The 23,466-nt window shown below is 61.9% G+C and carries 29 protein-coding genes and 1 tRNA gene; 14 read left to right on the forward strand and 16 right to left on the reverse strand.

The genetic code is table 11. The features are described from left to right. Positions 1-50: 50 nt before the first annotated feature. Positions 51-127, forward strand: a tRNA-Met gene (locus tag WA070_RS05370). Between the two features lie 108 nt (positions 128-235). Here WA070_RS05370 and pgeF read toward each other — a convergent pair. After that, positions 236-997: a peptidoglycan editing factor PgeF gene (gene pgeF, locus WA070_RS05375; protein WP_422633237.1), complete on the reverse strand. Its 762-nt coding sequence runs from the start codon at positions 995-997 to the stop codon at positions 236-238. Positions 998-1,149: 152 nt separating this feature from the next. On the opposite strand from pgeF, the gene WA070_RS05380 reads away from it, so the two are divergent. Continuing rightward, entirely contained in the window at positions 1,150-2,700 is a 1,551-nt protein-coding gene (locus WA070_RS05380) for an amino acid permease (RefSeq protein WP_422633097.1), read from the forward strand. A 37-nt stretch (positions 2,701-2,737) separates the two neighbouring features. Here the strand turns inward: WA070_RS05380 and WA070_RS05385 are convergent, their stop codons facing one another. Next, a complete protein-coding gene (locus WA070_RS05385) occupies positions 2,738-4,012 on the reverse strand; it encodes a multidrug effflux MFS transporter (protein ID WP_422633098.1) in 1,275 nt (424 codons plus the stop codon). A 226-nt stretch (positions 4,013-4,238) separates the two neighbouring features. On the opposite strand from WA070_RS05385, the gene WA070_RS05390 reads away from it, so the two are divergent. Further along, on the forward strand, positions 4,239-4,535 hold the full coding sequence (locus WA070_RS05390; protein WP_422633099.1) for a hypothetical protein: 297 nt from the start codon (positions 4,239-4,241) through the stop codon (positions 4,533-4,535). Here the strand turns inward: WA070_RS05390 and WA070_RS05395 are convergent. The 5 genes from WA070_RS05395 to WA070_RS05415 are packed head-to-tail and all read right to left on the reverse strand — an operon-like array spanning position 4,521 to position 7,800. After that, entirely contained in the window at positions 4,521-5,672 is a 1,152-nt protein-coding gene (locus tag WA070_RS05395; RefSeq protein WP_422633100.1) for a GNAT family N-acetyltransferase, read from the reverse strand. The two genes, WA070_RS05390 and WA070_RS05395, sit on opposite strands and share 15 nt — an antisense overlap. Further along, positions 5,665-6,393: a glycerophosphodiester phosphodiesterase family protein gene (locus WA070_RS05400; protein ID WP_422633238.1), complete on the reverse strand. Its 729-nt coding sequence runs from the start codon at positions 6,391-6,393 to the stop codon at positions 5,665-5,667. Before WA070_RS05400 ends, WA070_RS05395 begins: the two co-directional genes overlap by 8 nt. Then, positions 6,390-6,851 carry a RidA family protein gene (locus tag WA070_RS05405; RefSeq protein ID WP_422633101.1) on the reverse strand — a complete coding sequence of 154 codons (462 nt, stop codon included), beginning with the start codon at positions 6,849-6,851 and terminating at the stop codon, positions 6,390-6,392. Before WA070_RS05405 ends, WA070_RS05400 begins: the two co-directional genes overlap by 4 nt. Next, positions 6,848-7,504: an HAD family hydrolase gene (locus tag WA070_RS05410; protein WP_422633102.1), complete on the reverse strand. Its 657-nt coding sequence runs from the start codon at positions 7,502-7,504 to the stop codon at positions 6,848-6,850. The genes WA070_RS05405 and WA070_RS05410 overlap by 4 nt, the downstream gene beginning before the upstream one ends. Further along, positions 7,501-7,800, reverse strand: a complete 300-nt coding sequence (locus tag WA070_RS05415) for a DUF3572 domain-containing protein (RefSeq protein WP_422633103.1) — start codon at positions 7,798-7,800, stop codon at positions 7,501-7,503. The genes WA070_RS05410 and WA070_RS05415 overlap by 4 nt, the downstream gene beginning before the upstream one ends. 63 nt (positions 7,801-7,863) lie before the next feature. Here WA070_RS05415 and WA070_RS05420 point away from each other — a divergent pair, with 63 nt between their 5' ends. Together WA070_RS05420 and WA070_RS05425 are read left to right on the forward strand one after the other, a co-directional pair. Continuing rightward, positions 7,864-8,226, forward strand: a complete 363-nt coding sequence (locus WA070_RS05420; RefSeq protein WP_422633104.1) for a response regulator — start codon at positions 7,864-7,866, stop codon at positions 8,224-8,226. Positions 8,227-8,377: 151 nt separating this feature from the next. Beyond that, complete coding sequence (locus WA070_RS05425) at positions 8,378-10,243, forward strand: PhoX family protein (RefSeq protein WP_422633105.1); 1,866 nt, start codon at positions 8,378-8,380, stop codon at positions 10,241-10,243. A gap of 150 nt (positions 10,244-10,393) precedes the next feature. Here WA070_RS05425 and rpmG read toward each other — a convergent pair whose 3' ends face one another. Continuing rightward, positions 10,394-10,561 (reverse strand): 50S ribosomal protein L33, encoded by a 168-nt coding sequence (gene rpmG, locus WA070_RS05430; protein WP_006959016.1) that lies wholly within the window; start codon positions 10,559-10,561, stop codon positions 10,394-10,396. Positions 10,562-10,762: 201 nt separating this feature from the next. Between rpmG and WA070_RS05435 the strand changes: the two genes are divergently transcribed. The 3 genes from WA070_RS05435 to WA070_RS05445 all read left to right on the forward strand — a co-directional run bounded on the left by WA070_RS05435 (position 10,763) and on the right by WA070_RS05445 (position 12,293). Further along, complete coding sequence (locus tag WA070_RS05435) at positions 10,763-11,104, forward strand: hypothetical protein (RefSeq protein ID WP_422633106.1); 342 nt, start codon at positions 10,763-10,765, stop codon at positions 11,102-11,104. Positions 11,105-11,117: 13 nt separating this feature from the next. Next, positions 11,118-11,684, forward strand: coding sequence for a TMEM165/GDT1 family protein (locus tag WA070_RS05440; protein ID WP_422633107.1), 567 nt, complete (start codon positions 11,118-11,120; stop codon positions 11,682-11,684). Between the two features lie 117 nt (positions 11,685-11,801). Continuing rightward, on the forward strand, positions 11,802-12,293 hold the full coding sequence (locus WA070_RS05445; protein ID WP_422633108.1) for a Dps family protein: 492 nt from the start codon (positions 11,802-11,804) through the stop codon (positions 12,291-12,293). A gap of 71 nt (positions 12,294-12,364) precedes the next feature. On the opposite strand, the gene WA070_RS05450 is transcribed toward WA070_RS05445, so the two are convergent. The 6 genes from WA070_RS05450 to WA070_RS05475 form a co-directional block, all read right to left on the reverse strand. Further along, complete coding sequence (locus tag WA070_RS05450) at positions 12,365-12,835, reverse strand: GreA/GreB family elongation factor (RefSeq protein WP_422633109.1); 471 nt, start codon at positions 12,833-12,835, stop codon at positions 12,365-12,367. Between the two features lie 98 nt (positions 12,836-12,933). Next, positions 12,934-14,760, reverse strand: a complete 1,827-nt coding sequence (gene cobT / locus WA070_RS05455; protein WP_422633110.1) for a cobaltochelatase subunit CobT — start codon at positions 14,758-14,760, stop codon at positions 12,934-12,936. Beyond that, a complete protein-coding gene (locus tag WA070_RS05460; protein ID WP_422633111.1) occupies positions 14,757-15,176 on the reverse strand; it encodes an OsmC family protein in 420 nt (139 codons plus the stop codon). Before WA070_RS05460 ends, cobT begins: the two co-directional genes overlap by 4 nt. Continuing rightward, positions 15,173-15,607, reverse strand: a complete 435-nt coding sequence (locus WA070_RS05465; RefSeq protein WP_422633112.1) for a hypothetical protein — start codon at positions 15,605-15,607, stop codon at positions 15,173-15,175. Before WA070_RS05465 ends, WA070_RS05460 begins: the two co-directional genes overlap by 4 nt. A gap of 2 nt (positions 15,608-15,609) precedes the next feature. Next, complete coding sequence (gene cobS / locus WA070_RS05470) at positions 15,610-16,617, reverse strand: cobaltochelatase subunit CobS (RefSeq protein ID WP_422633113.1); 1,008 nt, start codon at positions 16,615-16,617, stop codon at positions 15,610-15,612. A gap of 86 nt (positions 16,618-16,703) precedes the next feature. Beyond that, entirely contained in the window at positions 16,704-17,993 is a 1,290-nt protein-coding gene (locus WA070_RS05475) for an Hsp70 family protein (RefSeq protein ID WP_422633114.1), read from the reverse strand. 154 nt (positions 17,994-18,147) lie between these two features. On the opposite strand from WA070_RS05475, the gene WA070_RS05480 reads away from it, so the two are divergent. Then, positions 18,148-18,405 (forward strand): DUF1294 domain-containing protein, encoded by a 258-nt coding sequence (locus WA070_RS05480; protein WP_422633239.1) that lies wholly within the window; start codon positions 18,148-18,150, stop codon positions 18,403-18,405. A gap of 8 nt (positions 18,406-18,413) precedes the next feature. On the opposite strand, the gene WA070_RS05485 is transcribed toward WA070_RS05480, so the two are convergent. Beyond that, positions 18,414-19,031, reverse strand: coding sequence for a DnaJ domain-containing protein (locus WA070_RS05485; RefSeq protein WP_422633115.1), 618 nt, complete (start codon positions 19,029-19,031; stop codon positions 18,414-18,416). A 44-nt stretch (positions 19,032-19,075) separates the two neighbouring features. Between WA070_RS05485 and WA070_RS05490 the strand changes: the two genes are divergently transcribed. Together WA070_RS05490 and WA070_RS05495 are read left to right on the forward strand one after the other, a co-directional pair. After that, on the forward strand, positions 19,076-19,363 hold the full coding sequence (locus WA070_RS05490) for a BolA family protein (protein WP_422633116.1): 288 nt from the start codon (positions 19,076-19,078) through the stop codon (positions 19,361-19,363). Next, positions 19,364-20,269 carry a pirin family protein gene (locus WA070_RS05495; protein WP_422633117.1) on the forward strand — a complete coding sequence of 302 codons (906 nt, stop codon included), beginning with the start codon at positions 19,364-19,366 and terminating at the stop codon, positions 20,267-20,269. It begins immediately after the preceding gene. Positions 20,270-20,336: 67 nt separating this feature from the next. Here the strand turns inward: WA070_RS05495 and WA070_RS05500 are convergent, their stop codons facing one another. Next, positions 20,337-21,167: an MJ0042-type zinc finger domain-containing protein gene (locus tag WA070_RS05500; RefSeq protein ID WP_422633118.1), complete on the reverse strand. Its 831-nt coding sequence runs from the start codon at positions 21,165-21,167 to the stop codon at positions 20,337-20,339. A 155-nt stretch (positions 21,168-21,322) separates the two neighbouring features. On the opposite strand from WA070_RS05500, the gene ftsE reads away from it, so the two are divergent. Genes ftsE through WA070_RS05515 form a run of 3 tightly spaced genes read left to right on the forward strand, consistent with a single transcriptional unit; the run spans position 21,323 to position 23,465 of the window. Further along, positions 21,323-22,033: a cell division ATP-binding protein FtsE gene (ftsE, locus tag WA070_RS05505; protein ID WP_422633119.1), complete on the forward strand. Its 711-nt coding sequence runs from the start codon at positions 21,323-21,325 to the stop codon at positions 22,031-22,033. Further along, positions 22,033-22,938 carry a cell division protein FtsX gene (locus WA070_RS05510; RefSeq protein WP_422633240.1) on the forward strand — a complete coding sequence of 302 codons (906 nt, stop codon included), beginning with the start codon at positions 22,033-22,035 and terminating at the stop codon, positions 22,936-22,938. Before ftsE ends, WA070_RS05510 begins: the two co-directional genes overlap by 1 nt. Beyond that, on the forward strand, positions 22,935-23,465 hold the full coding sequence (locus WA070_RS05515) for a YdcF family protein (RefSeq protein ID WP_422633241.1): 531 nt from the start codon (positions 22,935-22,937) through the stop codon (positions 23,463-23,465). Before WA070_RS05510 ends, WA070_RS05515 begins: the two co-directional genes overlap by 4 nt. The last annotated feature ends 1 nt before the right edge of the window (position 23,466 follow it).

Genomic DNA, 23,466 nt, shown 5'->3' on the forward strand with positions numbered 1-23,466 from the left:
AAGCCAGGGGAACCGATGTTCCCCCCGGTGCTTGAGGCTAAACAGGTTGACGCGGGATGGAGCAGCCCGGTAGCTCGTCAGGCTCATAACCTGAAGGTCGTAGGTTCAAATCCTACTCCCGCAACCACCGAAACCGACAGTCCACAAGGCCCCGACGCGAAAGCGCCGGGGCCTTGTGCATTCTCGGCCAGAAGAGGCCAGATGTCACGCCGATCACTACTACGCCCTAAATAGCTTAGCCCGGCAACCCGATCATCGAAATCTGACGACCATAGTCAGCTTCTCCTGAATGACATGATCGACGATAACTGAAAAAACGATACGGTTGAGTATAGGTGTCCTCTTCCAACAGTGCGATCTGTCGCACACCTACGTCCTGCAAACGCGACGCCACATAGCCTGCGATATCGAACTGAGCATGCCCCCAACGCCCCGCCGTGAAAAACCGCGCATTGTTTGGCTCGTCCCGCTCAAACCGATCCGCAAAATCCAGCGTGACCTCATAAGACGAACGCACAATGCATGGCCCAATCGCGCAAACAATGGAACCACGTCGCGCTCCCAGCGCCTCCATCGCGGTAATCGTCTGATCGGTTACGCCACCAATCGCTCCCTTCCATCCGGCATGCGCTGCGCCAATCACGCCCGCCGTGCGATCGGCAAACAGCACCGGTACGCAATCTGCCGTCAATATCCCCAGCAGAAGCCCCGGCCTGTCCGTCACCATCGCATCAGCGGCAGGCCGTTCATCCTTGCCGACCGCGTGAGTCACCGTCAGAACTTCGGCTGAATGCACCTGCCGCACGGTGATCAGCTCTGCGTCAGGCAACAGTGCGTCGCGCGCCAGATTTCGATTTGCTGCAACAGCCGTCGGGTCGTCGTCGGAACCGATTCCGACGTTCAAACCGGCATATATGCCCTGCGAAACACCGCCGCGCCGTCCGGCAAAACCATGGGGTATGCCGCCCAACACAGGCGACGTTAACAATTCGATCATCAGGCTTCCTTCCTGCAGCGCGTACATTGATCATGTCACGACGACGCAACATACTTGCGCGCGCCGGATTAGGCGATAGTCTCTGGCAGTATAGCAAAAGGGGGCTGGTCGAGCCGCCGGGGCACAAGATCGAAAGATAAAGGGTTCCATTCATGATATTCGGGCGCGTAAAGCCTCTGGACGCCATATTGGCGACAGCCGAAAAGAAATCGTTGCATCGCTCTCTGGGCGCATTTCAATTGACGATGCTGGGCATTGGCGCCGTCATTGGCACCGGCATTTTCGTGCTGACGGCAGAGGCAGCGCAAAAGGCGGGGCCAGGCATGATATTGTCCTTCGTCATCGCAGGGTTCGTATGTGCCTTTGCCGCGCTATGTTACGCCGAAATGGCGTCGATGGTGCCTGTGTCCGGTTCGGCATATACGTATAGCTATGCGGTCATGGGCGAACTCATCGCCTGGATGGTCGGTTGGGCGCTGATTCTGGAATATGCGGTAGCGGCGGGGGCGGTATCTGTAGGCTGGTCCGGCTATGTCGTCGGTTTGCTGGAACATACGTTCGCGATCGACATACCCGACCTGCTGACGCGTGGGCCGTTCGACGGCGGCATGGTCAACTTGCCCGCGATGCTGATCGCTGGGCTGGTCACTTGGCTGCTGGTGATCGGGACGAAGGAAAGTGCCAGCGTCAACGCGGTGCTGGTCGCGATCAAGGTTGCTGCACTGACGCTGTTCGTTGTCCTGTCGCTGCCGGTCATGCATATGGACAAGTTCACGCCGTTTATGCCGCTCGGCTTTTCCGGCGTATCGGCAGCGGCTGCATCGATCTTCTTCGCTTATGTGGGGTTCGATGCGGTATCGACTGCGGCCGAAGAAACGAAAAATCCACAGCGCAACATGCCGATCGGCCTGATCGGATCGCTTGCGATCTGCACCGTCTTTTACATGCTGGTTGCCGCCGGTGTCATCGGCACGGTGGGGGCACAGCCCGTGTCTGGCCCTGCTGGTGAAATCCTTGCTCCCGGTTCCACGGCGCTGTCGCAACAATGCGCTGCGCTGACTGCGGCGGGTGCCGAAGCTGTCACCTGTTCGAAGGAAGCGCTGGCCTGGACTCTGCGCGAAATCGGGTGGCCACAGATCGGCAACCTGCTGGGGCTTGCCGCCGGTCTTGCACTGCCTTCGGTCATCCTGATGATGATGTTCGGCCAAACCCGCATCTTCTTTGTCATGAGCCGCGATGGCCTGCTGCCGGAAGTTTTTTCCAAGGTGCATCCGACATATAAGACTCCCTATGTCATCACCATCCTGACCGGCATCTTCGTCGCGTTGTTTGCGGCATTCTTCCCGGTCGGCATATTGGCGGACATCTCCAACTCGGGCACATTATTTGCCTTTGCCGCCGTGTCGATCGCGGTGATGGTGCTTCGCAAGACGGATCCAGATCGCAAGCGCCCGTTCCGCACGCCCGGCGTGATGATCACGGCGCCGATCGCCATTCTGGGCTGTCTATACCTGTTCATCAGCCTTGGCACCGAAACGAAGCTGATGTTCGTGGCCTGGGCCGCAGTCGGGTTGCTCGTCTATTATGGCTATAGCTATCGCCGCTCCCATGTCGGGCGCGGAATCGTCGATAGCCATGAAGGCGATGCAGGCATTCCACCTTTGCCGGTGCCGCCGCTACCGGGCAGTGACCGGGACGCCTGATGATTTGAAAAAAAAGGGGCGCGAAACCGCCCCTTTTTTATGTCGTAGGCTGGACCACATTGTCGCGGAGCGCGGCATGATTTGGACGGGTGAACAGGCGGCCCCGCTCTGCCCAGATAATGATGAGGAAGGATAGGGCGCCGAAGACCGCCAGACCCAACGTCAATGGCAAGGTGGAGCCATTGAAGGCGCGTCCGATCACGCTGCCCAATATACTCGACAGGGCCGTGGTCAAAAATGCCTGAAAGGATGAAGCGACGCCTGCGCCTCTGGAAAATGGCTCCATGCTGATCGCGCTGAAATTCGATGCGGTGAAGGCCACCGACAGCATGGTGAGCGATTGCAATGCAATGAACGTCACGAGCGTTTCGCGTTCGAGCCAGATCACCGCCAGATGAATGATGGCGGTCAGGATCAACATCAACAACGCGCCCTGACTTAGCCGCCGCGCGCCAAAGCGCGACACCAACCGGCTGTTGACCAAGCTGCCGATCCCCATGCTCCCGGCAATCAGGGCGAAAGCGATGGGAAAAATCTGTTCAGCGTCAAAGATGTCGAAGAAAATCTGTTGCACCGACAGGATGAAGCCGATCAGGCCGCCCATCACTACCCCGCTGGCCATCATGTAGCCAATCGAACTGCGTGTGGTGACGACGACGCGCACCGTTTGCCAAATCGCACCGGCCGAAATGCGCACCCGGTTTTCCGGCGCCAGCGTTTCGGGCAACCGGATGACCATCCACAGCAGGATCATCGTCGCCAGTATGGCCAATGCCCAGAAGATCCAGCGCCATGGGGCGATCAACAGCACGGCCTGGCCGAAGCTGGGTGCCATGACCGGGATCAGCATGAAGACCGCAAAGATCAGCGACATCACCCGTGCCATGGCATCGCCCTGAAAACGATCGCGCACGATGCCCACTGTAATGACGCGGCTTGCCCCTGCAAAGAAGCCAGCGCAGCCGCGACCGATCAGCATCATGCCAAAACTCTGCGCGCCTGCGCAAGCGATCGAGGAGAGGATGAACAGCACCATCGCACTGCCCAGGACTTTCTTGCGACCATAACGGTCGGACAGCACGCCAAACAGCAACGACCCTATACCCAGCCCCATGAAATAGACGCTGATGATCAATTGGCGGTCGTTTGGATGGGGAATGTGCAGATCCCGACCAATGGCAGGCAGCGCGGGCAGCATCGGGTCGATCGACATCGCGTTCATCGCCATCAGACATGCGCACAGCAATACGAACTCCCTGAAATGGATGTCCTTGCCTGTGGGCGCGTGGTTTGCGGATATTGGCTGCGTCATGCGGTGGCTATGGGGATAATGGCGTGTCGATGCCAGTCCTTATCTGCCACGGATTAAGGGAGGCAGCGTGTTCCATTAACCTTGCTTACGCCCGTGTTTACTGGCGGCGGCATGACGATCTCCCATACCGCGTTAACCATTTTTTATCGGTTCCCGGTCCAATCTGCTTTTCGTGGAAAAGGGGGTCCAGATCCATTGAGTTAGATTTGAACAGGGACATAGCATTATGGGCAACAGCATAAAGAGCGCGCAATTTCTAATAGATGCGCGCCTGTCGCGCGCTGCGGCAGGATCGGCGGAAGAGTGTTTCGATCTGGGCGTCGCTTATAGTTGCGGCACGGGTGGCGTGGTCATCGACTTGATCGAAGCCCATAAATGGTTCAATCTTGCCGCGCTGCGTGGCAGCGAACAGGGGCAGAGCATGCGTGCGGAAATCGCCGAAGAAATGACGGCCCGCGAAATTGCCGAGGCCCAGCGCCAGGCGCGCGCCATTATTGCCACTACACAATTACGCGCCGCCTGATGATCCATCGCTCTTTTTAAAGGGCGTTCGCTGGATCAGCCATTGCCGGTCGTCCTGAACGCCTGCCCGTTCGGCAGCCAGAAAGTCGGCAATCGCCCTGGCAAAGCCCGCGTCGGGAATATAATGGGCGGAAAATGTAGGCTCGGGCGCATAACCGCGGGCGAGCTTGTGGCTGCCTTGCGCGCCAGCCTCGACGCGTTTGAGGCCAAGTGCGATCGCAATGTCGATCGCCTGATAATAGCATAGTTCGAAATGGAGATGCGGCACGTCCTCGACGCAGCCCCAATAGCGCCCGAAAAGCGTGTCCGTGCCGATCAGGTTCAATGCGCCTGCGATCGCCCGCCCGTCGCGTAGGGCGAGAACCAGCAATATCTTGTCCGCCATCCGCTCGCCTAGCAGGGAGAAGAATGATCGCGTCAGATAAGGCTGTCCCCATTTGCGCGCGCCGGTATCCTGATAAAATTCCCAAAATATATCCCAATGGGCCTCGGTCAGGTCGCTGCCCGTCAGATGGACGATCTCCAGCCCCTGCACAGCGCGGGCGCGTTCCTTGCGGATGTTCTTGCGTTTCTCGCTCGACAGGTCGGCGAGGAAATCGGCAAAAGCGCTATAGCCCCTGTTGGTCCAGTGAAACTGGCTGTCTTCGCGAATCATCCAGCCTGCGGCTTCGAATAGCGCTATCTGGTCCGGCGCGATGAAGGTTGCGTGCGCCGACGACAGCCGGTCGCGTTCCACAAGTGTCTCGATCGCTGCGATCAGGGCGGGTGCAAGCGCCCTGTCGCGTAGCAGAAGCCTTGGTCCGGGGACGGGAGAGAAGGGCGCGGCGAGCTGAATCTTGGGATAATAGCGTCCCCCTGCTCGTTCCCAGGCATCGGCCCAGCCATGGTCGAATACATATTCGCCCTGGCTGTGGCTCTTGCCGTAAAGTGGCGCAGCGGCGGCGATGCGGCCGTCCGGCCCATCGATCACCAGTGGCAGCGGCTGCCAACCCGTGCTCTCGCCAACACTGCCCGATTGTTCGAGCGCGGCCAGAAAATCCCAGCAGACGAAAGGATTGTCGGACCCGGCGCAGGCGTCCCACTGGTCGCGGGGCAGGTCGGCGACTCCCGCGGCGATGCGCGCCACGACGTCAGTCATGCGATCGCTCGAAGATGATCTGGTCGGCATGCCGCGCAGCGCTGGCGCACATTGCATCGCTGCGCACGGTCCAGGTCAGCATGGGCACGCCCTGAGAGCGAGCGCGAACGGATAGCGGCGTAGGAAGGTCACGAACGTCACAAGCCAGAAAGTCGGGCTTTGCCAGCCAAAGTGCAAGGGTGCTTTCGATGCGGGCGCGCGCCTTGCCCTTGTTCTGCTCCGTGACGATCATCCCGCGCACCGTCTGTGGCCTGTTCCGCGCGAACCAGCGCACGACTCCAGGGTGGAAGGACATGATCGCGGTGGCTCGCCGTTGCTGCCGGGCCAAGTCCCGCACTACCGCTTCGCAGAACGGTTCGGCACGCGAGCCATCGGCCTTGACCTCCAACAACAGCGGCCAGTCTGGCGGGCATAGCGCCAGCAGTGCCGACAGTCGGGGAACTGGCTTTCCGTCCGCAAGCCGTAACCGGTCGATGTGCGCACTATCCAGTGTTTCGATCGCGCCGTTAGCGCCTGTCATCCGTGCCAGCGCGGCATCGTGGAACAGGAAGGCCTGCCCGTCGCTGCTGATCCTGACATCGCATTCGATGCCAAATCCTGCCGCGATGGCGGCCTCGAATGCCGCCATGCTGTTTTCGATGATGCCCGGCCCGTGCAGCCCGCGATGGGCGAAGGGGCGGGCGGTCAGCCATGCCAGTTGGTCGTCGGGTCTCTTGCTCAGGCCGGGCGAACCAGGACGATGGCGTCGATTTCGACTACGCTGCCCAGCGGCAGTACCGGCACGCCCACGGCGCTGCGAGCGTGCTTGCCCGCGTCACCAAATATCTCGACCATCAATTCGGATGCGCCATTTGCGACTTTGGGCTGGTCGGTGAAGGACGGAGCGCTGCTGATAAACGCGCCCAGCTTCACGATCCGTTCGACCCGGTCGAGCGATCCCAATGCCGCTTTCATTTGTGCGATGAGGTTGAGGCCACAAGCCCGCGCCGCGCGCACGCCATAGTCCAGATCCCGGTCCTCACCCAGCCGTCCGGTCATCAATGCGCCGTCGGTAAAGGCGATCTGACCCGACAGATGCAGCAGGCCACCCGCCTCCACTGCGGGCACATAAGCGGCGACGGGCGCGGCAGGCTGGGGCAGGGTGATGCCCAGTTCGGTCAGGCGCGCTTCGATGCTCATAGGGAAACTCCATCGCTTGGGATCAGGGAAGAAGGGGTCGGGCCGTGTGCCAGCCGGTCGGTAATCCAACGTTCCGCCGCCGCCCAGTCGTCTATCCGGGCATGGGCATGGGTGGCGGCAGGCACATCGGCGGCGATTTCCGGTTCGCCAACCATGTGCAGTCGCCAGACGCCGGGTGCATGGATGGCGACCGATTCATGATGTTCAGCCAGATCGTCGATGAACAGGGCGACGTCCGCCTGCCGATCGGCGACGATCCGCGCCAGCGGCTCGCCCTTGGGACCACGGTTCCAATGGACCGGCAGATCCAGGCCATGGCTTGCCAACTGTTCGACCCGCAATTGATGGTGCCGCTCGCCGATGTTGGTCAGCACGACGATGTCGGCAATGCGCGACAGCCTTCCCAGCGCTTCGACCGCGCCGGCGATGGGTGCCTGACGATGCATTTCCGTATCGAAAAAAGCGACCAGCAATTCCCACACCAGATCGCGTTCCAGCGGCAGGCCGCTATCCTTGTGCCGCAACGCTTCGACGAAACCGCGTTCCCGCATGTCGAAATGCACATCATGCGCTTCGTCCAGCCATGCACGGAATGGCACGACCATGTGCAACAATACCTCGTCGCAATCGGTGATGATCAACGGGCGGGTCATTTACTCAATCTTTCCTGAGCCGCGATCAATGCCGCTGGCGTGGTGTCGATCGCGTAGGCGCAGGAGATCAGGTCCGGCTCATGATCAGCCAAAAATGCCAGCACGGCGCCCAATATCGCAGGCTGATCGATCCCGGCACGCAACGCATCGGCATCCAGTCCAGTCAGCGCCAGTAAGCGGTCGGCGCGATCGCCGTCCGATATGGTCCAGCCCAGCGCCATCAGCGCTAAAGTCATCGCCTCCTGCGCGCTCTGCGGGCCGCTATCGCGCTTGCCATATTCTGTATCGGGTCGCATGATGGACTTTCGGCGGGGAAGCGGTCGGGGGTCTGCTTCATGAACTGATATTGCGAGTGACTGGTGGCAAAGCGCGTGCTCGTTGTCGAGGACAACGAACTTAATCTCAAACTTTTTTGCGACCTCCTGCGTGCGCACGGCCATGAGGTGTTGCCGTTGCGCGACGGACGCGACGTGTTGGCGCAGGCGCGCGACTTCCTGCCCGACCTTGTCATCACCGACATTCATCTGCCCCATGTCAGTGGTCTTGACCTCATCATTTCCTTAAAGGGCGACGATCGCCTTTCGCCGGTCCCGATCATGGCGGTCACCGCCTATGCGGGGAAGGGGGATGAGGACCGAATCCGTGCGGCGGGGGCGCAGGCTTATGTGTCGAAACCCATATCCGTCCTGCGCTTCATGGAGCAGGTGAACGCCCTGCTGTAACGGTCGGGACTATCTTGTCATTCTCTTGTCACGCAGCTTTCACGCGCACGACTTCATAGAGCCGCTTTCACGTCATCCCCCTGTGCCACCTCGCCATTGCGAAGGGCGCGGCGTCTGGCCGACGACCCATGACAACAACAGGGGTATATCCATGTCTCACCTGACCGACGAGGCGCGCGCGCCGTATCGTGCCGCGCAGCCGGCCATTGCTTTGGGCGATGACAGTCTGGAAGCGATCGTCGCCGCCAATCCCGGCCGCCGCTCCGTCCTGAAAAACGGACTGCTTGGCCTGTCTGTCCTGCCGATGCTCGGCACGCTTGCCGCCTGTGGCGACGATGATGACGACAGCGCAACTCCCACGCCGACCCCAACGCCGACTCCCACCCCTGCGCCCAGCTATGCGATCACTTTCGCATCGGTCGCCGCGAACCAGAACGATACAGTGACCGTGCCTGCAGGCTACACCGTCGACGTGCTGTTGAAGGCGGGCGATTCGATCGAGGCCGGTACGCCCTATTCGGGCAGCTATCCCACTGCGGCCGACGCCGAAAAATGGGCGGGCGGCAATCATGACGGCATGGAATATTTCGAACTGACCGGTACGGACGCCAATGCCGGCGGCCTGATCGCGATCAATTTCGAACTGCCAGATTACAACATCCTGTTTTCCGGTAGCTATAATGCCGCCACGGCCAGCGCGACGCAGAAGTCGCTCGCCTTGTCCGCTGTGGGCGTGGGCGTGGTCGAAGTCGCCAAGGGGACCGATGGCAAATGGGCGGTGAAAGCCGGATCGAAATATAACAAGCGCTATACCGGCAACAGCAGCTATCGCGCCGGTGGCCCCGCCGCTGGCCTGCTGTCCGGGACGATCAAGGGCATGCTCAACAACTGCTCGTCAGGCCGCACCCCTTGGGGGACGTACCTGACGTGCGAAGAATCCACCGACAATTATCTCGACCCGACCCAGCCTGCGACCAACTATGGTTGGGTGGTCGAAATCGACCCCTATCTGGAACTGGCCGCGCCGACCAAGCGCACGGCCATGGGCCGTTTCAGCCATGAAAATGTCGCCTTCATGGCCAATAGCGACCGCCGCGTCGCTTTCTACATGGGTGATGATTCGACGCCGGGCTGCATCTATAAATTCATTCCAGACACAGCCTACAGCACCACCAACCGGGCAGCGAACACCAGCCTGCTCGACTATGGCACGCTCTATGTCGCACGTTTCAACGCCGACGGATCGGGCGAATGGCGCGCGCTGGTGCAGGGGCAGAACGGCCTGACGGCAGCAGCGTTCGACCCCGGCAACACCAGCCAAAGCACGACCCCCGCCGCGCCGACCACGGTCAGCTTTGCGAGCCAGGCCGATGTGCTGGTGAAATGCGCGTCCGCCGCGCGTGTCGCGGGCGGCACCATCATGGATCGGCCGGAATGGATCACGGTTGCGCCCGATAACAGCGCGATCTTCGTCACGCTGACCAACAATAGCGGCCGCCGCGTCACGGATGCCGCCAACCCCCGCGTCAGCAACCTGCACGGCCATATCATCAAGTTCAAGGAAGAGGGCAACTCGCCGCTCGCGACCAAGTTCACTTGGGAAATCTTCCTTCAGGCAGGTGACCCATCTCTGTCGTCGGGCGGCGCGAACCTGGTCGGCAATATCAACGGGGACACCTTCTCCAGCCCCGATGGCATCCGCATCGACCCCAAGGGCCGGTTGTGGGTTCAGACCGATCATAGCGTGCCGGGTAATTCGGGCGTGACCGGTCGGACGATCGATCAGGCATTTGGCCATAATGCGATGTTCTACATCGACCAGACGACCAAGCAGTCCAAGCGCTTTCTGGTCGGCCCGGTCGGGTGCGAGATTACCGGCCTTGCCTATACGCCGGACTTGAAGACCTTCTTCGTCAACATCCAGCATCCTACTGGCAATTGGCCAGTGTCGGGGCAGGAGCCGCGCTCTTCGACCGTGGTCGTGCGCCGGACCGACGACCAGCCGGTCGGGAACTGATCTGAACACCCCTTGCGGCCTTCGGGTCGCAAGGGGGCGTTATAGTCCCCAAAATATCGGTAATAGCAAAAGGCCCGTATCCAAGATGGAGGCGGGCCTTTTGCTATATCGAAACCGATCCTGCGTCCGGGCGCGTGGCCCGTGGACGGCTTACTTGATCTTGGCTTCCTTGAACTCGACATGCTTGCGCACGACCGGGTCATATTTGCTGAAGCTCAGCTTTTCGGTCTTGGTGCGAGGGTTCTTCTTGGTGACGTAGAAGAAGCCGGTGTCAGCGGTGCTGACGAGGCGAATCTTGACAGTTGCTGGCTTGGCCATGGCCCAAATCCCTGGTCGTGAATTACAAAAAAGAAAAGCGGTCCAGTAGAACCGCCCGTTTCAGCCGTGGCCCATGGGGCAGATTCAGTCTGCTGTCAAGGCTAGCGGGCGGGCACGCACGGCGAACCGGCGGTTTACGCGGCCTTAACCCGTTGCGCCCATCATGGCGACTTGGGCAACTGGACAGGGGAAACGTCCGCCATGCGACATGATCCAATGCTGGTGATTCTGGCCGACCTGATGCGTCGGGTTGATGGTGTGGCTGGCCAACGCGGCCATATGTCCGTTCCGCGCCTGCATGACGAGGTGGACCAGATTCGCCATGTCGCGCGCGCCTTTCGGCTCGATGTGGTCGAAGGGCTGGCCAGCACGCTCGAATCGGCGCTGTCGCTGCATGGCATGGGTCCGGTCGTCCTGTCCTACCTCGACCTGATGCGCGATGCGATCGCGGCGGACATGCCGGAGGATGGCCCTCCGTCTGTCTCGATCGGCTCGCTGGTCGCCCATATGCCCGCCGCACCTCTCATCGCCCTGCGCGGCTGAATCGTCCGCATCGATGGACGCCCTGCTGCTCGCCTTGCTTGGCGCCTTGCTTGGCGAAATTGGTGACAAGAGCCAGTTGCTGGTTCTGGCGCTAGCGGTCCGTTACCGCCGCAATGGCGCAGTGATCGCTGGCATTGTTGCCGCTGCTACTGCCAACGCTGTGCTGTCCGCTGCGGCTGGCGCATGGATCGGGCCGATGATGGGGGCAGATGCCCGTCTCCTTTTTCTGGCCCTCTCGGTTCTGTTCCTGGGCGTGGGCCTGTTATGGCCGGTCGGCGCGCCTGACTTGCTGACGGGCTGGCCGACAGGCGCATTCGTCACGACTGCGCTTGGCCTGTTCATTCTGGGCTTTGGCGACGGTCCGCAATTCCTGATTCTGGGCATAGCGACCCGGACCGGTCATCCTGTGCTGGCGGGCATAGGTGGTGCGATCGGCGTGATCGTCGCGCTCGTGCCGGTGGTGCTGTTGCGGGACAGGCTGCTGGCACTGCTCCCGTCGCGGGCCATTCGTATCGGGGGTGGTGCGATCATGCTGGTGACCGGTGCCGTTCTTGGATTGTCTGCACTCGCCTTGGTCTGATCGATCGCTTCGCTGACACTGATCGGGAATTTGCCGCGGATTCTTACGGTTTATACGGCACCATCTTGACGCCGGATCATTATATATCCGAAACTAAATCCCAGCAGGAGAACCAGTATGACCGCGCCCGATCTCGACACGCCCACCGATCTGAAAAGCAATGCGACCAAGTCTGTCGCCGCTGCGCTGAATGGCGTTTTGGCCGACAGCTATGCGCTGTATCTCAAGACCAAGAATTTTCACTGGCATGTGTCCGGCCCACATTTCCGTGACTATCATCTGATGTTCGATGAACAGGCTACCGAAATTCTCGCGACGACGGACCTGATCGCAGAACGCGTACGCAAGACCGGCAATGTGACGCTGCGGTCGATCGGTGACATTGCCCGGCATCAGAGCGTGACAGACAATGACGCCGATTTCGTCAGCCCGGCCGACATGCTCAAGGAATTGCGTGACGACAATCTGGCGCTGGTCGAATCTTTCCGCGCCGTGAAGGCGGCGGCGACGGAGGCGGGCGACAATGCGACCGAGGGCATTGTCGATGACTGGACCGATCAGGCCGAACAGCGGGCCTGGTTCCTGTTCGAGGCAGGCCGGGGGGCGTAAGGCTTTTTAGATTCAATCAATCACGAAGAGGGGCGGAGCGATCATAGGATCCCTCCGCCCCTCTTCGTCAGTCAGGCTTCGTCGAGGATATCGATGGCCAGGATTTCGACGGCATCGGTCTTGCCCGCAAAATCGCACTTTTCGCCGACCTCGGCATCCATCATGGCGCGGGCGATGGGGGAGGAGAAGCTGATGCGGCCCTCGTGCGGATCGGCTTCGTCATCGCCGACGATCCCGACGGTCTTGTCCTGCTGGTTCAAGCGATAGGTGACCCGGCATCCGAAGGCTATGGTGTCGCCGTCCGGCGCAGGTCGCAGCTCTGCCGTGGCGAGCCGGGTGCGCCAGTAGCGTAGGACGCGCTTGTGTTTCTTGGCGGTTTCCTCGTCCAGCGCCGTTATGTCTGCGGCTTCCAGTTCCGCTACCTTCTCGCGCGTCAGGCGTAAGCCGCGCTGCGTCACCCAGTTGGGACCGGGCGGAATCGGCAGCTCGAACTTCGGTTCCATATGCTCGTCGTCGCCTTCACGACGGAATGCGACGCTCATGGATTAGTCCTGACAGGGGGGTGCGATTTCCTGAATGAGGACCAAAGGTTATGGCCATTGCGGAAAATTTCGTTGTTATAACGAAACGAAATCAAGGCTTAGTCCTCATCGAACAAGCCCGCCAGTTGCTCGACCATCGTCCCACCCAGCTGTTCGGCATCCATGATCGTGACGGCGCGCCGGTAATAGCGCGTCACGTCATGACCGATGCCGATCGCGACCAGTTGCACGGGTGAGCGGTTTTCGATCCATTCGATCACCTGGCGCAGATGGCGTTCCAGATAGGTGCCGCTGTTGACCGACAAAGTGCTGTCATCAACGGGCGCGCCATCGGAAATCACCATCAGGATGCGCCGTTCTTCGGAACGTGCGATCAGGCGGCTGTGTGCCCAAAGCAGTGCTTCGCCGTCGATATTTTCCTTCAGCAGCCCTTCGCGCATCATCAGGCCCAGATTCTTGCGCGCGCGCCGCCACGGATCGTCGGCCTTTTTATAGATGATGTGGCGCAGGTCGTTGAGGCGTCCGGGCATGGGCGGGCGTCCGGCCGACAGCCATTCCTCCCGGCTCTGCCCGCCCTTCCACGCGCGAGTGGTAAAGCCCAGAATCTCGGTCTTGACCCCGCAGCGTTCGAGTGTGCGGGCCATGATGTCGGCACTGATCGCCGCAATGCTGATCGGCCGTCCGCGCATGGAGCCTGAATTGTCGATCAGCAGGGTGACGATGGTGTCGCGAAATTCGGTATCCCGCTCGATCTTGTAGGTCAGCGACCGGGTGGGGTCTATGATGACGCGGGCCAGCCGGGCGGCGTCCAGCATGCCTTCATCCTGATCGAAGTCCCACGACCGCGACTGCTGCGCCATCAACCGGCGTTGCAGGCGGTTGGCGAGTTTGGTCACGGCCCCCTGCAAGCTGACGAGCTGTTGGTCTAGGAAGCCGCGCAACCGGACCAGCTCATCCTCGTCGCACAGGTCTTCCGGGCTGACGATTTCGTCATGCTTGGTGGTGTAGGCTTTGTAATCGAAGCCGGGCGGCAGGTCGGACAGCGGGCGGTTGGGGCGGACAGGCATCATGCCTTCCTCCCCCATATCATCCGCGCCCGCGTCATTATCGGCGTCGAATTCGTCGCTATAGTCGGTTTCGCCGTCTTCGGTATCACCGCCCTGATCTTCAGCGCGGGCTTCGGCATTCACATCGCTGTCACCGGATTCGTCCTGCCCCGAATCGCCGTCTTCGGACTGGTCTTCCTGATCCTCGCCTTCGTCCTGTGCTTCGGGTTCTTCGGTATCGGGCGGCACATCGGCATCGATCAGCGCGAGATGCTCCAGCATCGCCGTCGCCATCTTCTGGAATGCGCGCTGGTCATCGATCGCCAGAGCGAGGGCGTCGAGATCGGCACCGGCCTTGTCCTCGATCCACTGATCGACCATCGCCACGCCCGGCGCGACGTCCTTGGGGATTGGCTGGCCGGTCAGTCGTTCGCGCACCTTGAGCGCCAGCGCTGTCGACAGCGGCACTTCGTCGGCGGAGCGCGCCCGGCGGATGGGGTCAGACTTCAGGCGCAGGTCGAGCGCATGGTTGAGATTGGCGCGGACGCCGACCATCTGCCGCGACCCGATTGCTTCCACCCGTGCCTGCTCCACCGCGTCGAACACGGCGCGCGAGACCGGTTCGCCCGGTGCGGACGCGGCATGGACCCTGGCATTATGGTGCCGTAATTTCAGGGCGTTGGCGTCGGCGAAACCACGGGCCAGCGCCACCTGATCGGCGGGCAGCGCGCGGGATGGCGTGGGCACCTTGATCGCCTTGCCCGCCATATGCGGGGCGTCGGCGGTAAAGCCCACCTCCACCTCCATGTCGCGCGCCATGGATCGCGCTGTGCCGGACAGCACGTCCTTAAAAGCGTCGAGGGCGGAGCGTTCGGTCATGCGCGTTCGGGGTTGCCCACGCGCGGAACCGCAACGGTTTCGATCTGCGTTTCGACTTGGCTCATCAGTTTGTGAACCGGGCATTTGGCGGCCACGGCGATCAGCCTGTCATGTTGTTCGTCGGTCATCGGGCCGGTCAGCGCGATGCGGGTCGTCAGCTTGTAGACGCCGTTGCGCTCTTCGCTCGCGTCGCGGACCACGCCGACATGGATGTCCTCCACCGGAATGGCGTTGCGCTGCGCATACCAGAGCATCGTCATCGCCTTGCACGCGCCCAGCGCCGCATCATAGAGGTCGTGCGGGTCCGGTCCGGCGTCGTCGCCATCAGGCGCGGACATATCGGCGACGATTTCGTGACCGCGGATGCTGACCCGGTGCGCAGTCCCGTCTGGCGCGATCCGCTCGACGACGATCATAGCGTAGAACTTTCAGGCGTTTCATATGAGTCATGGTAATGAGCAAGAGATTTGTAAAAGCCGACTACGTCTTGCTTAAGTGTTGAGTCGATGATTGGCATAACGCCATTTCCACCATCGTTCACACCATCCCTTGTCACTGGAAGGCATTTACCACCCGCCGTCAACGCCCAAGCTAGGACTGGCTTAAGCTCTATGCCTTCATCATCTTCGTAAGCGATAGCTAGAAGGTCAGGTTTGGCCGGTAAGGTATGTAAAACAAAATTATCTATATTGTCGAAATTCCGCTCATCAATAACAACTTTTTTGCCATTTTTTAATTCGACGTTACGGCCATTTTTATTATCGCTACCATCAAGAGATATAGGAACGGAAATACAGACTATCTCACTTACATTCCATCGATTAAATTGCAAATCGAAGAAAAACATCGTCACTTCGCCCGGTTCGCCACGCTTTCGGGCAAGTCCTTGCCGAATACGCGCTGATAATATTCCGCGACCAGCGCCCGTTCCGCTTCGTCGCATTTGTTGAGGAAGGAGAGGCGGAAGGCGAAGCCGACATTTTTGAAGATGAGCGCGTTCTGCGCCCAGCTGATGACCGTACGCGGCGACATGACGGTCGAGATGTCGCCGTTGATGAAGCCCTGCCGCGTCAGTTCGGCGACCTTGATCATCTGCTCGACTTCCTTGCGGCCGCCTTCATGATCATATTCGCCCGACTTGGCCAGAACCACCTGCGCTTCGGTCGCGGCGGGCAGATAGTTCAGCGCCACGACCAGATTCCAGCGGTCCATCTGACCCTGATTAATCTGTTGCGTGCCGTGATAGAGGCCGGTCGTGTCGCCCAGACCCACGGTGTTGGCGGTCGCGAACAGGCGGAAATAAGGATTGGGGCGGATGACGCGGTTCTGATCGAGCAGCGTCATCTTGCCGTCAGTTTCCAGCACGCGCTGAATGACGAACATGACGTCGGGGCGACCGGCGTCATATTCGTCGAATACGAGCGCTACGGGGCGCTGGAGCGACCAGGGGAGCAGGCCTTCCTTGAACTGCGTCACCTGCTGTCCGTCCTGCAGGACGATGGCGTCGCGGCCGACCAGATCGATGCGGCTGATATGCGCGTCGAGGTTGATGCGGATGCACGGCCATTTCAGGCGCGCGGCGACCTGTTCGATATGGCTCGACTTGCCGGTGCCATGATAGCCCTGCACCATGACGCGGCGGTTGTGGGCAAAACCCGCCAGGATCGCCAGCGTGGTGTCGGGATCGAACACATAGGCGGGGTCGAGGTCAGGCACGCGTTCGTCGGCTTGGCTGAAGGCGGGAATCTTCATGTCGACATCGATGCCGAACATTTCGCGCGCGTCCACTTCGCGGTCGGGCGCGTCCATCAGCGTTTCAGCGCGGGTATCGGGCTGGACGTTCGAAATATCAGTCATCGGGTCGTCATCTTTCTGCGAGTCACGATCGCCCTAACCGATCCATCAAGGGCGTGTCGATAGAGTGGAGGCGGAGCGCCCGACTATCAAGCTGCCCATTCGGCCAAATTGGCCTCTTCCCCGATCAACGCCAAACCATGCGCGATGGAGGTCAGTTCCCCGCCGGTCGCAATCCTGTCCGCCCCGAAGCGGGCGTCAAAGATCGCGCGGATCGCCGGGATGAGCGAAGAGCCGCCGGTCAGGAACACGCGGTCGATCGCTTCGGGGCCGACATTTGCCTTGGCCAGCGCCTTGTCCACCGTCGCTTCGATCCGGGCGAGGTCGGGGGCGATCCAGCTTTCGAAGTCGGCGCGCGATACCTGCGTCTCGATCTCCAGCCCGCCGCCGGTGAAGCGGAACGCTGCGCTATCCTGCATCGACAGCGCGCGTTTCAGGCTGCCCACGGCATCATAGAGCGGGTAGCCCAGTTCCTTTTCGATCACGGTCATCATGCGGCCGATGGCTTGCGGATCGTCGGCATTTTTTTGCAGGCGCGTCAGTTCGTCCATCGTCCGCCGATTGCGCATCAGGGCGAGCCGCGACCAGTCGGCGAAATCGGCGAAATAGCTGCGCGGTATCTCCAGCGTCTTGCCGAACGACTGGTAACTGCCGCCCTTGCCCAGCATCGGCAGCACCAGATGGTCCATGATGCGATAGTCGAACCGGTCGCCCGCTATACCGATGCCTGCCGACCCGAGCGGGGTGGCGCGACGGGCAGAGCCGGGGGCTTCCACGCGCACGATGGAAAAATCGCTGGTGCCGCCGCCGAAATCGGCGACGAGGATGGTGGCGGGCTGGGTCAGGCGGCTGGCGTAGCTGAACGCCGCGCCGAGCGGTTCATAGACATAATGGATGTCCGCGCCGAACCCGGCGAACATGGCATCATAGCGTTTGCGTGCGAGGGCTTCGTCGGGGCGGGAGCCGGCATATTCGACCGGCCGCCCGACGACGATCCGATCGGGGCGTCCGTCCAGCGCGCCACCGGCATGGGCGACCATGCGGGCGAGGAACATCTGGCCCAGTTCTTCGAACCGCAGGCGTTTTTCAAACACGTTGGCGGTTTCGAATATGGCGCTGGCGGCGACGGACTTGAAGGACTGGAGAAAGCGGCTGTCTTCGGGATATTCCATATATTCCGCGATCGCCCATGGCCCGGCTTCATGCGCGATGCCGCCCTTTACGCTTTCCTCATGCCAGAAGCACAGGGCCGAGCGGAACACCGCGCCGGTCGCCTGCGCGCCGGTAAATGCGATGAGGTCGGATTGGCCGCCATCGGCGATGGCGACGACGCTGTTGGTCGTGCCGAAATCCAGGCCCAGGGCGCGGGGCGTGTGCATGGCGTATCTCCAGATGGCGGGCGGCGCCTATGGCAGCGTGGTGGGCGATCGGCAAGGGTGGCCGGATATGGTCGTTTGTGTCGTAAGGTCACCGCTGGACAGGCGTACGAAAACTTTTCTTCACCAATGTCGGGATATTGGGGTGACGATGATGATGCTCGCTATGTCCTTTCTGGGAATAAATGCCGTTACCATGATGGCCTTTTATCTGGATAAGGCCAAGGCGATCGCGGGTGAACGGCGCATCCGGGAATCGGACTTGCTGACGCTTGCATGTGTCGGTGGAACGCCCGGTGCGTTTTTGGCACGGCATCTGTTTCGTCATAAGACCCGCAAGGAACCCTTTTCGACGCATCTGATGATGATTGCGGTCATGCAGGTCGGGGCGCTGATTGGATGGTTCCTACTGTAACAGCGTCTTCAGGCGAAGGCGGCTGCCTTGCGCAGATGGGCGTAGGCGGCGATTACGCCTTGCAGAGCGCCTTCGTGGCTGCGGTCGCCGCCATTATGATCGGGGTGATAGCGGCGCAGCAGCACGGTGTAGCGGGTGCGAAGCCCCTTGCGGTCCGCGTCCACCGACAGGCCCATGACGGCCAGTTGCTTGCGGTCTTCGGCTGAGAGAAACACGCCGTCCTGCCGCATCTGGGCGTCTGCCCGCGCCTTGGCCACGCGTTCCTTGAACTTCGCGCCGATCGCGTCGAGGGGATCGGAAAAGTCGGCCCATTTGGGCGGTGGGCTGTGCGCGTTGGAGGAAAAAGCGCGCGTCTCCCGCTCCCACCCGGCATAGGGGCGCTGGGCGGCGGCGATTTCGTCCGGGGACATGCCGGTGAAGAAATTATAGCCCTGATTGAACGCTTTGACATGATCGAGGCAGAACCAGCGCCAGCGCGGGCCTTCGCTCGTCGGGCTGCTGCCCTCAGCCGGGGGCGCGCGAAATTCGCCCGGTTCCGGGCAGCCGGGCGCGGAGCAGGGGCGGTCGCCTTCCACCCGGCCATGGAAACGGTTGAAACGACGGGTCGAGAAAGGGTCGGTCGACAAGGGAGTCCTGATGCAAGTCGCGGCAAACCGTCTATATAGGGGCCATGACCCAGATTCTGAAAGGCCCAGTGGCCACCGAAATCGAGGCGCGGCTGCAAACTGCGCTGACCCCCGACCATCTCGCCGTCATCGACGACAGCGAAAAACATCGCGGCCATGCCGGGCATGACGGGTCGGGCGAGAGCCATTTTACGGTGGAGATCGTATCGCCGCTTTTCACCGGCCAGAGCCGCGTCGCGCGGCAGCGGCAGGTGAACAGCGCGCTTGCCGACCTGCTGCATGACAAGGTTCACGCCCTTGCCATCAAGGCCCGCGCACCGGGAGAAGCGTAAATGACCGCAGACGACATCATCATCCAGACGATCACGCCCACGACCCATGATCTGGGCGATTTCAAGGTGCATCGCTCGCTGCCGGTCAAGGGGCGCACGATGGTTGGCCCGTTCATCTTCTTCGATCAGGCGGGACCGGCCAAGATCGGCGCGGGGCAGGGCATCGATGTGCGCCCGCACCCACATATCAACCTGGCCACCGTGACCTATATGTATGAAGGCGCGTTCCTGCATCGCGATTCGCTCGGCACGGAGCAGTTGATCGAGGGTGGCGCGGTCAATCTGATGACGGCGGGCAAGGGCATCGTCCATTCCGAACGATCCCCCGACGACGAACGCGCGAAGGCTTCGCGGCTTTCGGCGATCCAGACATGGCTGGCGTTGCCCGACGCCGTAGAGGAAATGGACCCGGCGTTCGAGCATGTGGGCGAAGCAGGATTGCCGGTGATCGAGGATGGGCTGGTGCGCGCGCGCGTCATCATGGGGTCGCTGTGGGGGCAAACGTCGCCTGTCACCACCTATGCCCAGACCATCTATGCCGATATCCAGCTATCGCCCGGCGGTCGCATCCCGATTGATCCGTCGGCGGATGAGCGGGCCATCTATGTTTCGGGCGGCGATGCGGCGCTCGATGGGGTGATGCTGATCCCCCAGACGCTTTATGTGTTGCGGCCGGGCGTGCGCGCGACGTTGATGAGCGTGGATGGTGGGCGCGTCGTGCTGTGTGGGGGCGAAGCCTTTACGTCGCCGCGCCATGTATGGTGGAATTTCGTATCCTCCTCCACCGACCGGCTGATGCAGGCGCGTGAAGATTGGGAAGCGCTGCGCTTTCCGCTGATTCCCGGCGACGATCAGGAGTTTATCCCGATCCCGCAGGGGCGGCCCAAGACGGTCAGTTATCCTTAGAGGATGAGGCTGTGTCTGGTTTCTCGACTTCGCTCGAAACGAACGGAGGTGGGTGACGAGCGGCCCTTTACTGGACGAAGGTCAGCGAGAGATTTTCGGCGTTTTTGGGGATGTCGATCCGGCTCTCGTTGATCGAGGCTTCTTCGCCGGGTTTCAGGCGCGTCTTGTCGGCCTTCGTCGTCCAGCTGAAGACCAGCCGGTTCTGCCGGTCACGTAGCTGCACCAGCACGGGAGGGACGGGCAGCGCCTGCGCGCCGCTGTTCACGATCCGCGCACCGAAGGCGAAATATTCCTCGCCCGTCGGCAGCTTGCGTCGTTCGGCGGGTTTGGACAGATAGAAGAGCAGGTCCGGGTCGCCTTCTTCAGCGACGAGGCCCAGATTGACCGCCCAGCCCGGCGGCCCGAAATAATGCAGCGCGCCCCCGGCGGCGGCAACGGCCAGTGCAAAAGCGACCGCTGCCCATGTCCACAGTTTGAGCCTGTTGCGGCGCGGCTTGAATGGCGGGGCGGGGGTGAAATGGCTGTCCCCGCCTGCGTCGATGGAAGGAGCGCCCGCATAAATGTCGTCGAAACGATGGTCGGCAGGCGCGGCGATCGGTGGCGCGCTTTCGGTGGGTTCGGCCCTGGGTGCAGGCGGCGGTGCGGCAGGTGTTGACGCAACGGGGACCGGCGCGACAGGGGCGCTGGACATGGCCGTTGCGGGAGGGGCAGATGTCTCGACCAGCGTTTCAACAACCGGCACGGCTGCGACTGGTGCCGTTTCGCGCGGTGACAGGCGCGCTGGTTCCTGGAACCAGCTATGCTTGCACGAGGCGCAGCGCACCTGGCGACCGTTCACGCCAACCGCGCTGTCCGGCACAACATAGCGCGTCGCGCAATTAGGGCACACCAGGATCATGACGCTTATTAGGCATGGCAGGGACTCGTGCGCAAGCGGTCAACACGCATCCCATCCCATTCCTTCGCGACTCGCGGGCTTTACTGTGGCCTGCCCCCTGTGCCATGGCTATAACTCCGGGGAAGCAGGGAGCGCATGACGCGCGTCATCCACACATGTCGGCCATCGTCCAGTTCGAAAATGTCGGCCTGCGCTATGGTCTGGACAGTGAAACGCTGACCGATGTCAGCTTTTCGCTGAACGGCGGCGGCTTCTATTTCCTGACCGGCGCGTCCGGCGCGGGCAAGACGTCGCTGCTTAAATTGCTGTATCTGGCGCAACGGCCCAGCCGGGGCGTCATCCGCCTGTTCGGCGAGGATGTCGTGACGCTGCCGCGCAAGCGATTGCCCGGCTTCCGCCGCCGCATCGGCGTGGTGTTTCAGGATTTCCGTCTGGTTCCGCATCTGTCCGCCTATGACAATATCGCCCTGCCTCTGCGGGTATCGGGGATGCAGGAGAGGGAGATCGACGCGCCGGTCAGCGAAATGCTGAACTGGGTTGGCCTGGGTGATCGGGGTCAGGCGCGGCCCGCGACCCTGTCGGGTGGCGAGCAGCAACGTGTCGCCATTGCCCGCGCGGTGATCGGTCGCCCCGAAATATTGGTGGCGGACGAACCGACCGGTAACGTCGACGCGGACATGGCCCGCCGATTGATGACCCTGTTCGAAGCGCTCAATCGGCTGGGTACGACGATCGTCGTCGCCACCCATGACCTGCCGCTGATGGCGCAGGTGACGGGGGCGCAGATGATGCGGCTGGACAAGGGGCGGCTGGCCGATCCGACAGGTTCGCTGCGTTATCCGCCGCGCGGACCGGACGCCGAATGATGGCGACGCGCGCCGATCGTCGTGCGTCTGGGGCTGCGCGGCATCGCCTGCTGCCCGGTGGACGCGGGGCGGGGCCGATGCCGTGGATCATCGCGATCATGATGTTCCTGACCGTGCTGGCGGCCGCCGCCGGGCTGGGGCTGGGCGCGGCAGTGCGGGCGATGAGCGCGGACCTGGCCGGGCGAGCCAGCGTGCAGGTGGTGGAGGCGGATGCGCAGGCGCGCGCGCGGCTGGCGACACGCACGCTGGCTGCACTGCGTGGCGCGGATGGCGTACGCACGGCGATCCCGGTCGATCCCGCCGTGCTGGCCGATCAGTTGCGGCCATGGCTGGGCGATGACGCCACCAGCGGCGAACTGCCCGTCCCTGCGTTGATCGACGTGACGCTGACGCCGGGTGATGCCGCCGCCAAGGTCGCGCATCTGCGTCGGCTGCTCGGCGGCCTGTCGCCGCGTCTGCGTATCGAGCCGCATGCCGCATTCCTGTTGCCGCTGGCCGGGCTGCTGTCGGCGCTTGGCTGGCTGGCGGTGGCGGTCGTTGTGTTGATGGGGCTGGCGACCGGGGCCGTCGTGGTGCTGGCGGCTCGCGGCGCGCATGACAGCCATCGCACGACCATTGACGTGCTGCACCTGATGGGATCGACCGATGTGCAGATCGCCCGGCTGTTTCAGCGGCGTATCGGTCTGGACGCGATGATGGGCGGGGCGCTGGGCTTTGCCTTTGCGTTGCTGGCGATCCTGATTATCGGGTTGCGGCTGTCGGCGACGGGATCGGAACTGCTGGGCGCGGTGAATCTGGACTGGGCGGGATGGGTGTTGCTGGCAGCATTGCCGGTCGGTGGTGTTGTGCTGGCGACGCTGGCGGCGCGATGGACGGTGTTGCGGGCCTTGGGGCGGGCGTTGTGATCGTCCGGCTGATCGCGCTCATGCTGCTTGGCTGGATGCTGGGCTTTGCCTGGTTCGGCGTCTTTCTGCCCCAGCCCCTCGATGGGCGACCGACCGATGCGATCGTCGTGCTGACAGGCGGGGCGGGGCGGATCGACCGGGGTATCGCCCTGCTGGAGGATGGCGCGGCGAAGCGGATGCTGATCTCTGGCGTTGATCGATCGGTGCGGCCCGGCGAACTGGCGGCGGAATATAAGGCGCGCGAGAGCCTGTTCACCTGCTGCATCACGTTGGGGCGGGAGGCGATCGACACGCGGTCCAACGGGATCGAAACGGCGCACTGGCTGGAGCGGCGCGATTATAAGACGGTGCGCCTGATTACGACTGACTGGCATATGCGCCGCGCCGCGCTGGAACTGCATCAGGCCTTGCCCGATCGGGTGACGATCCTCTACGACGCGGTGCCCAGCCGTCCCAGCCTGACCGTGCTGGCGCGGGAATATAATAAATATCTGCTGCGCCGGGTTGCGGCGCTCCTTGGCGTTTGAA

It is taken from the genome of Sphingobium sp. (genome assembly GCF_049304695.1).
Classification (GTDB): Bacteria; Pseudomonadota; Alphaproteobacteria; order Sphingomonadales; family Sphingomonadaceae; genus Sphingobium.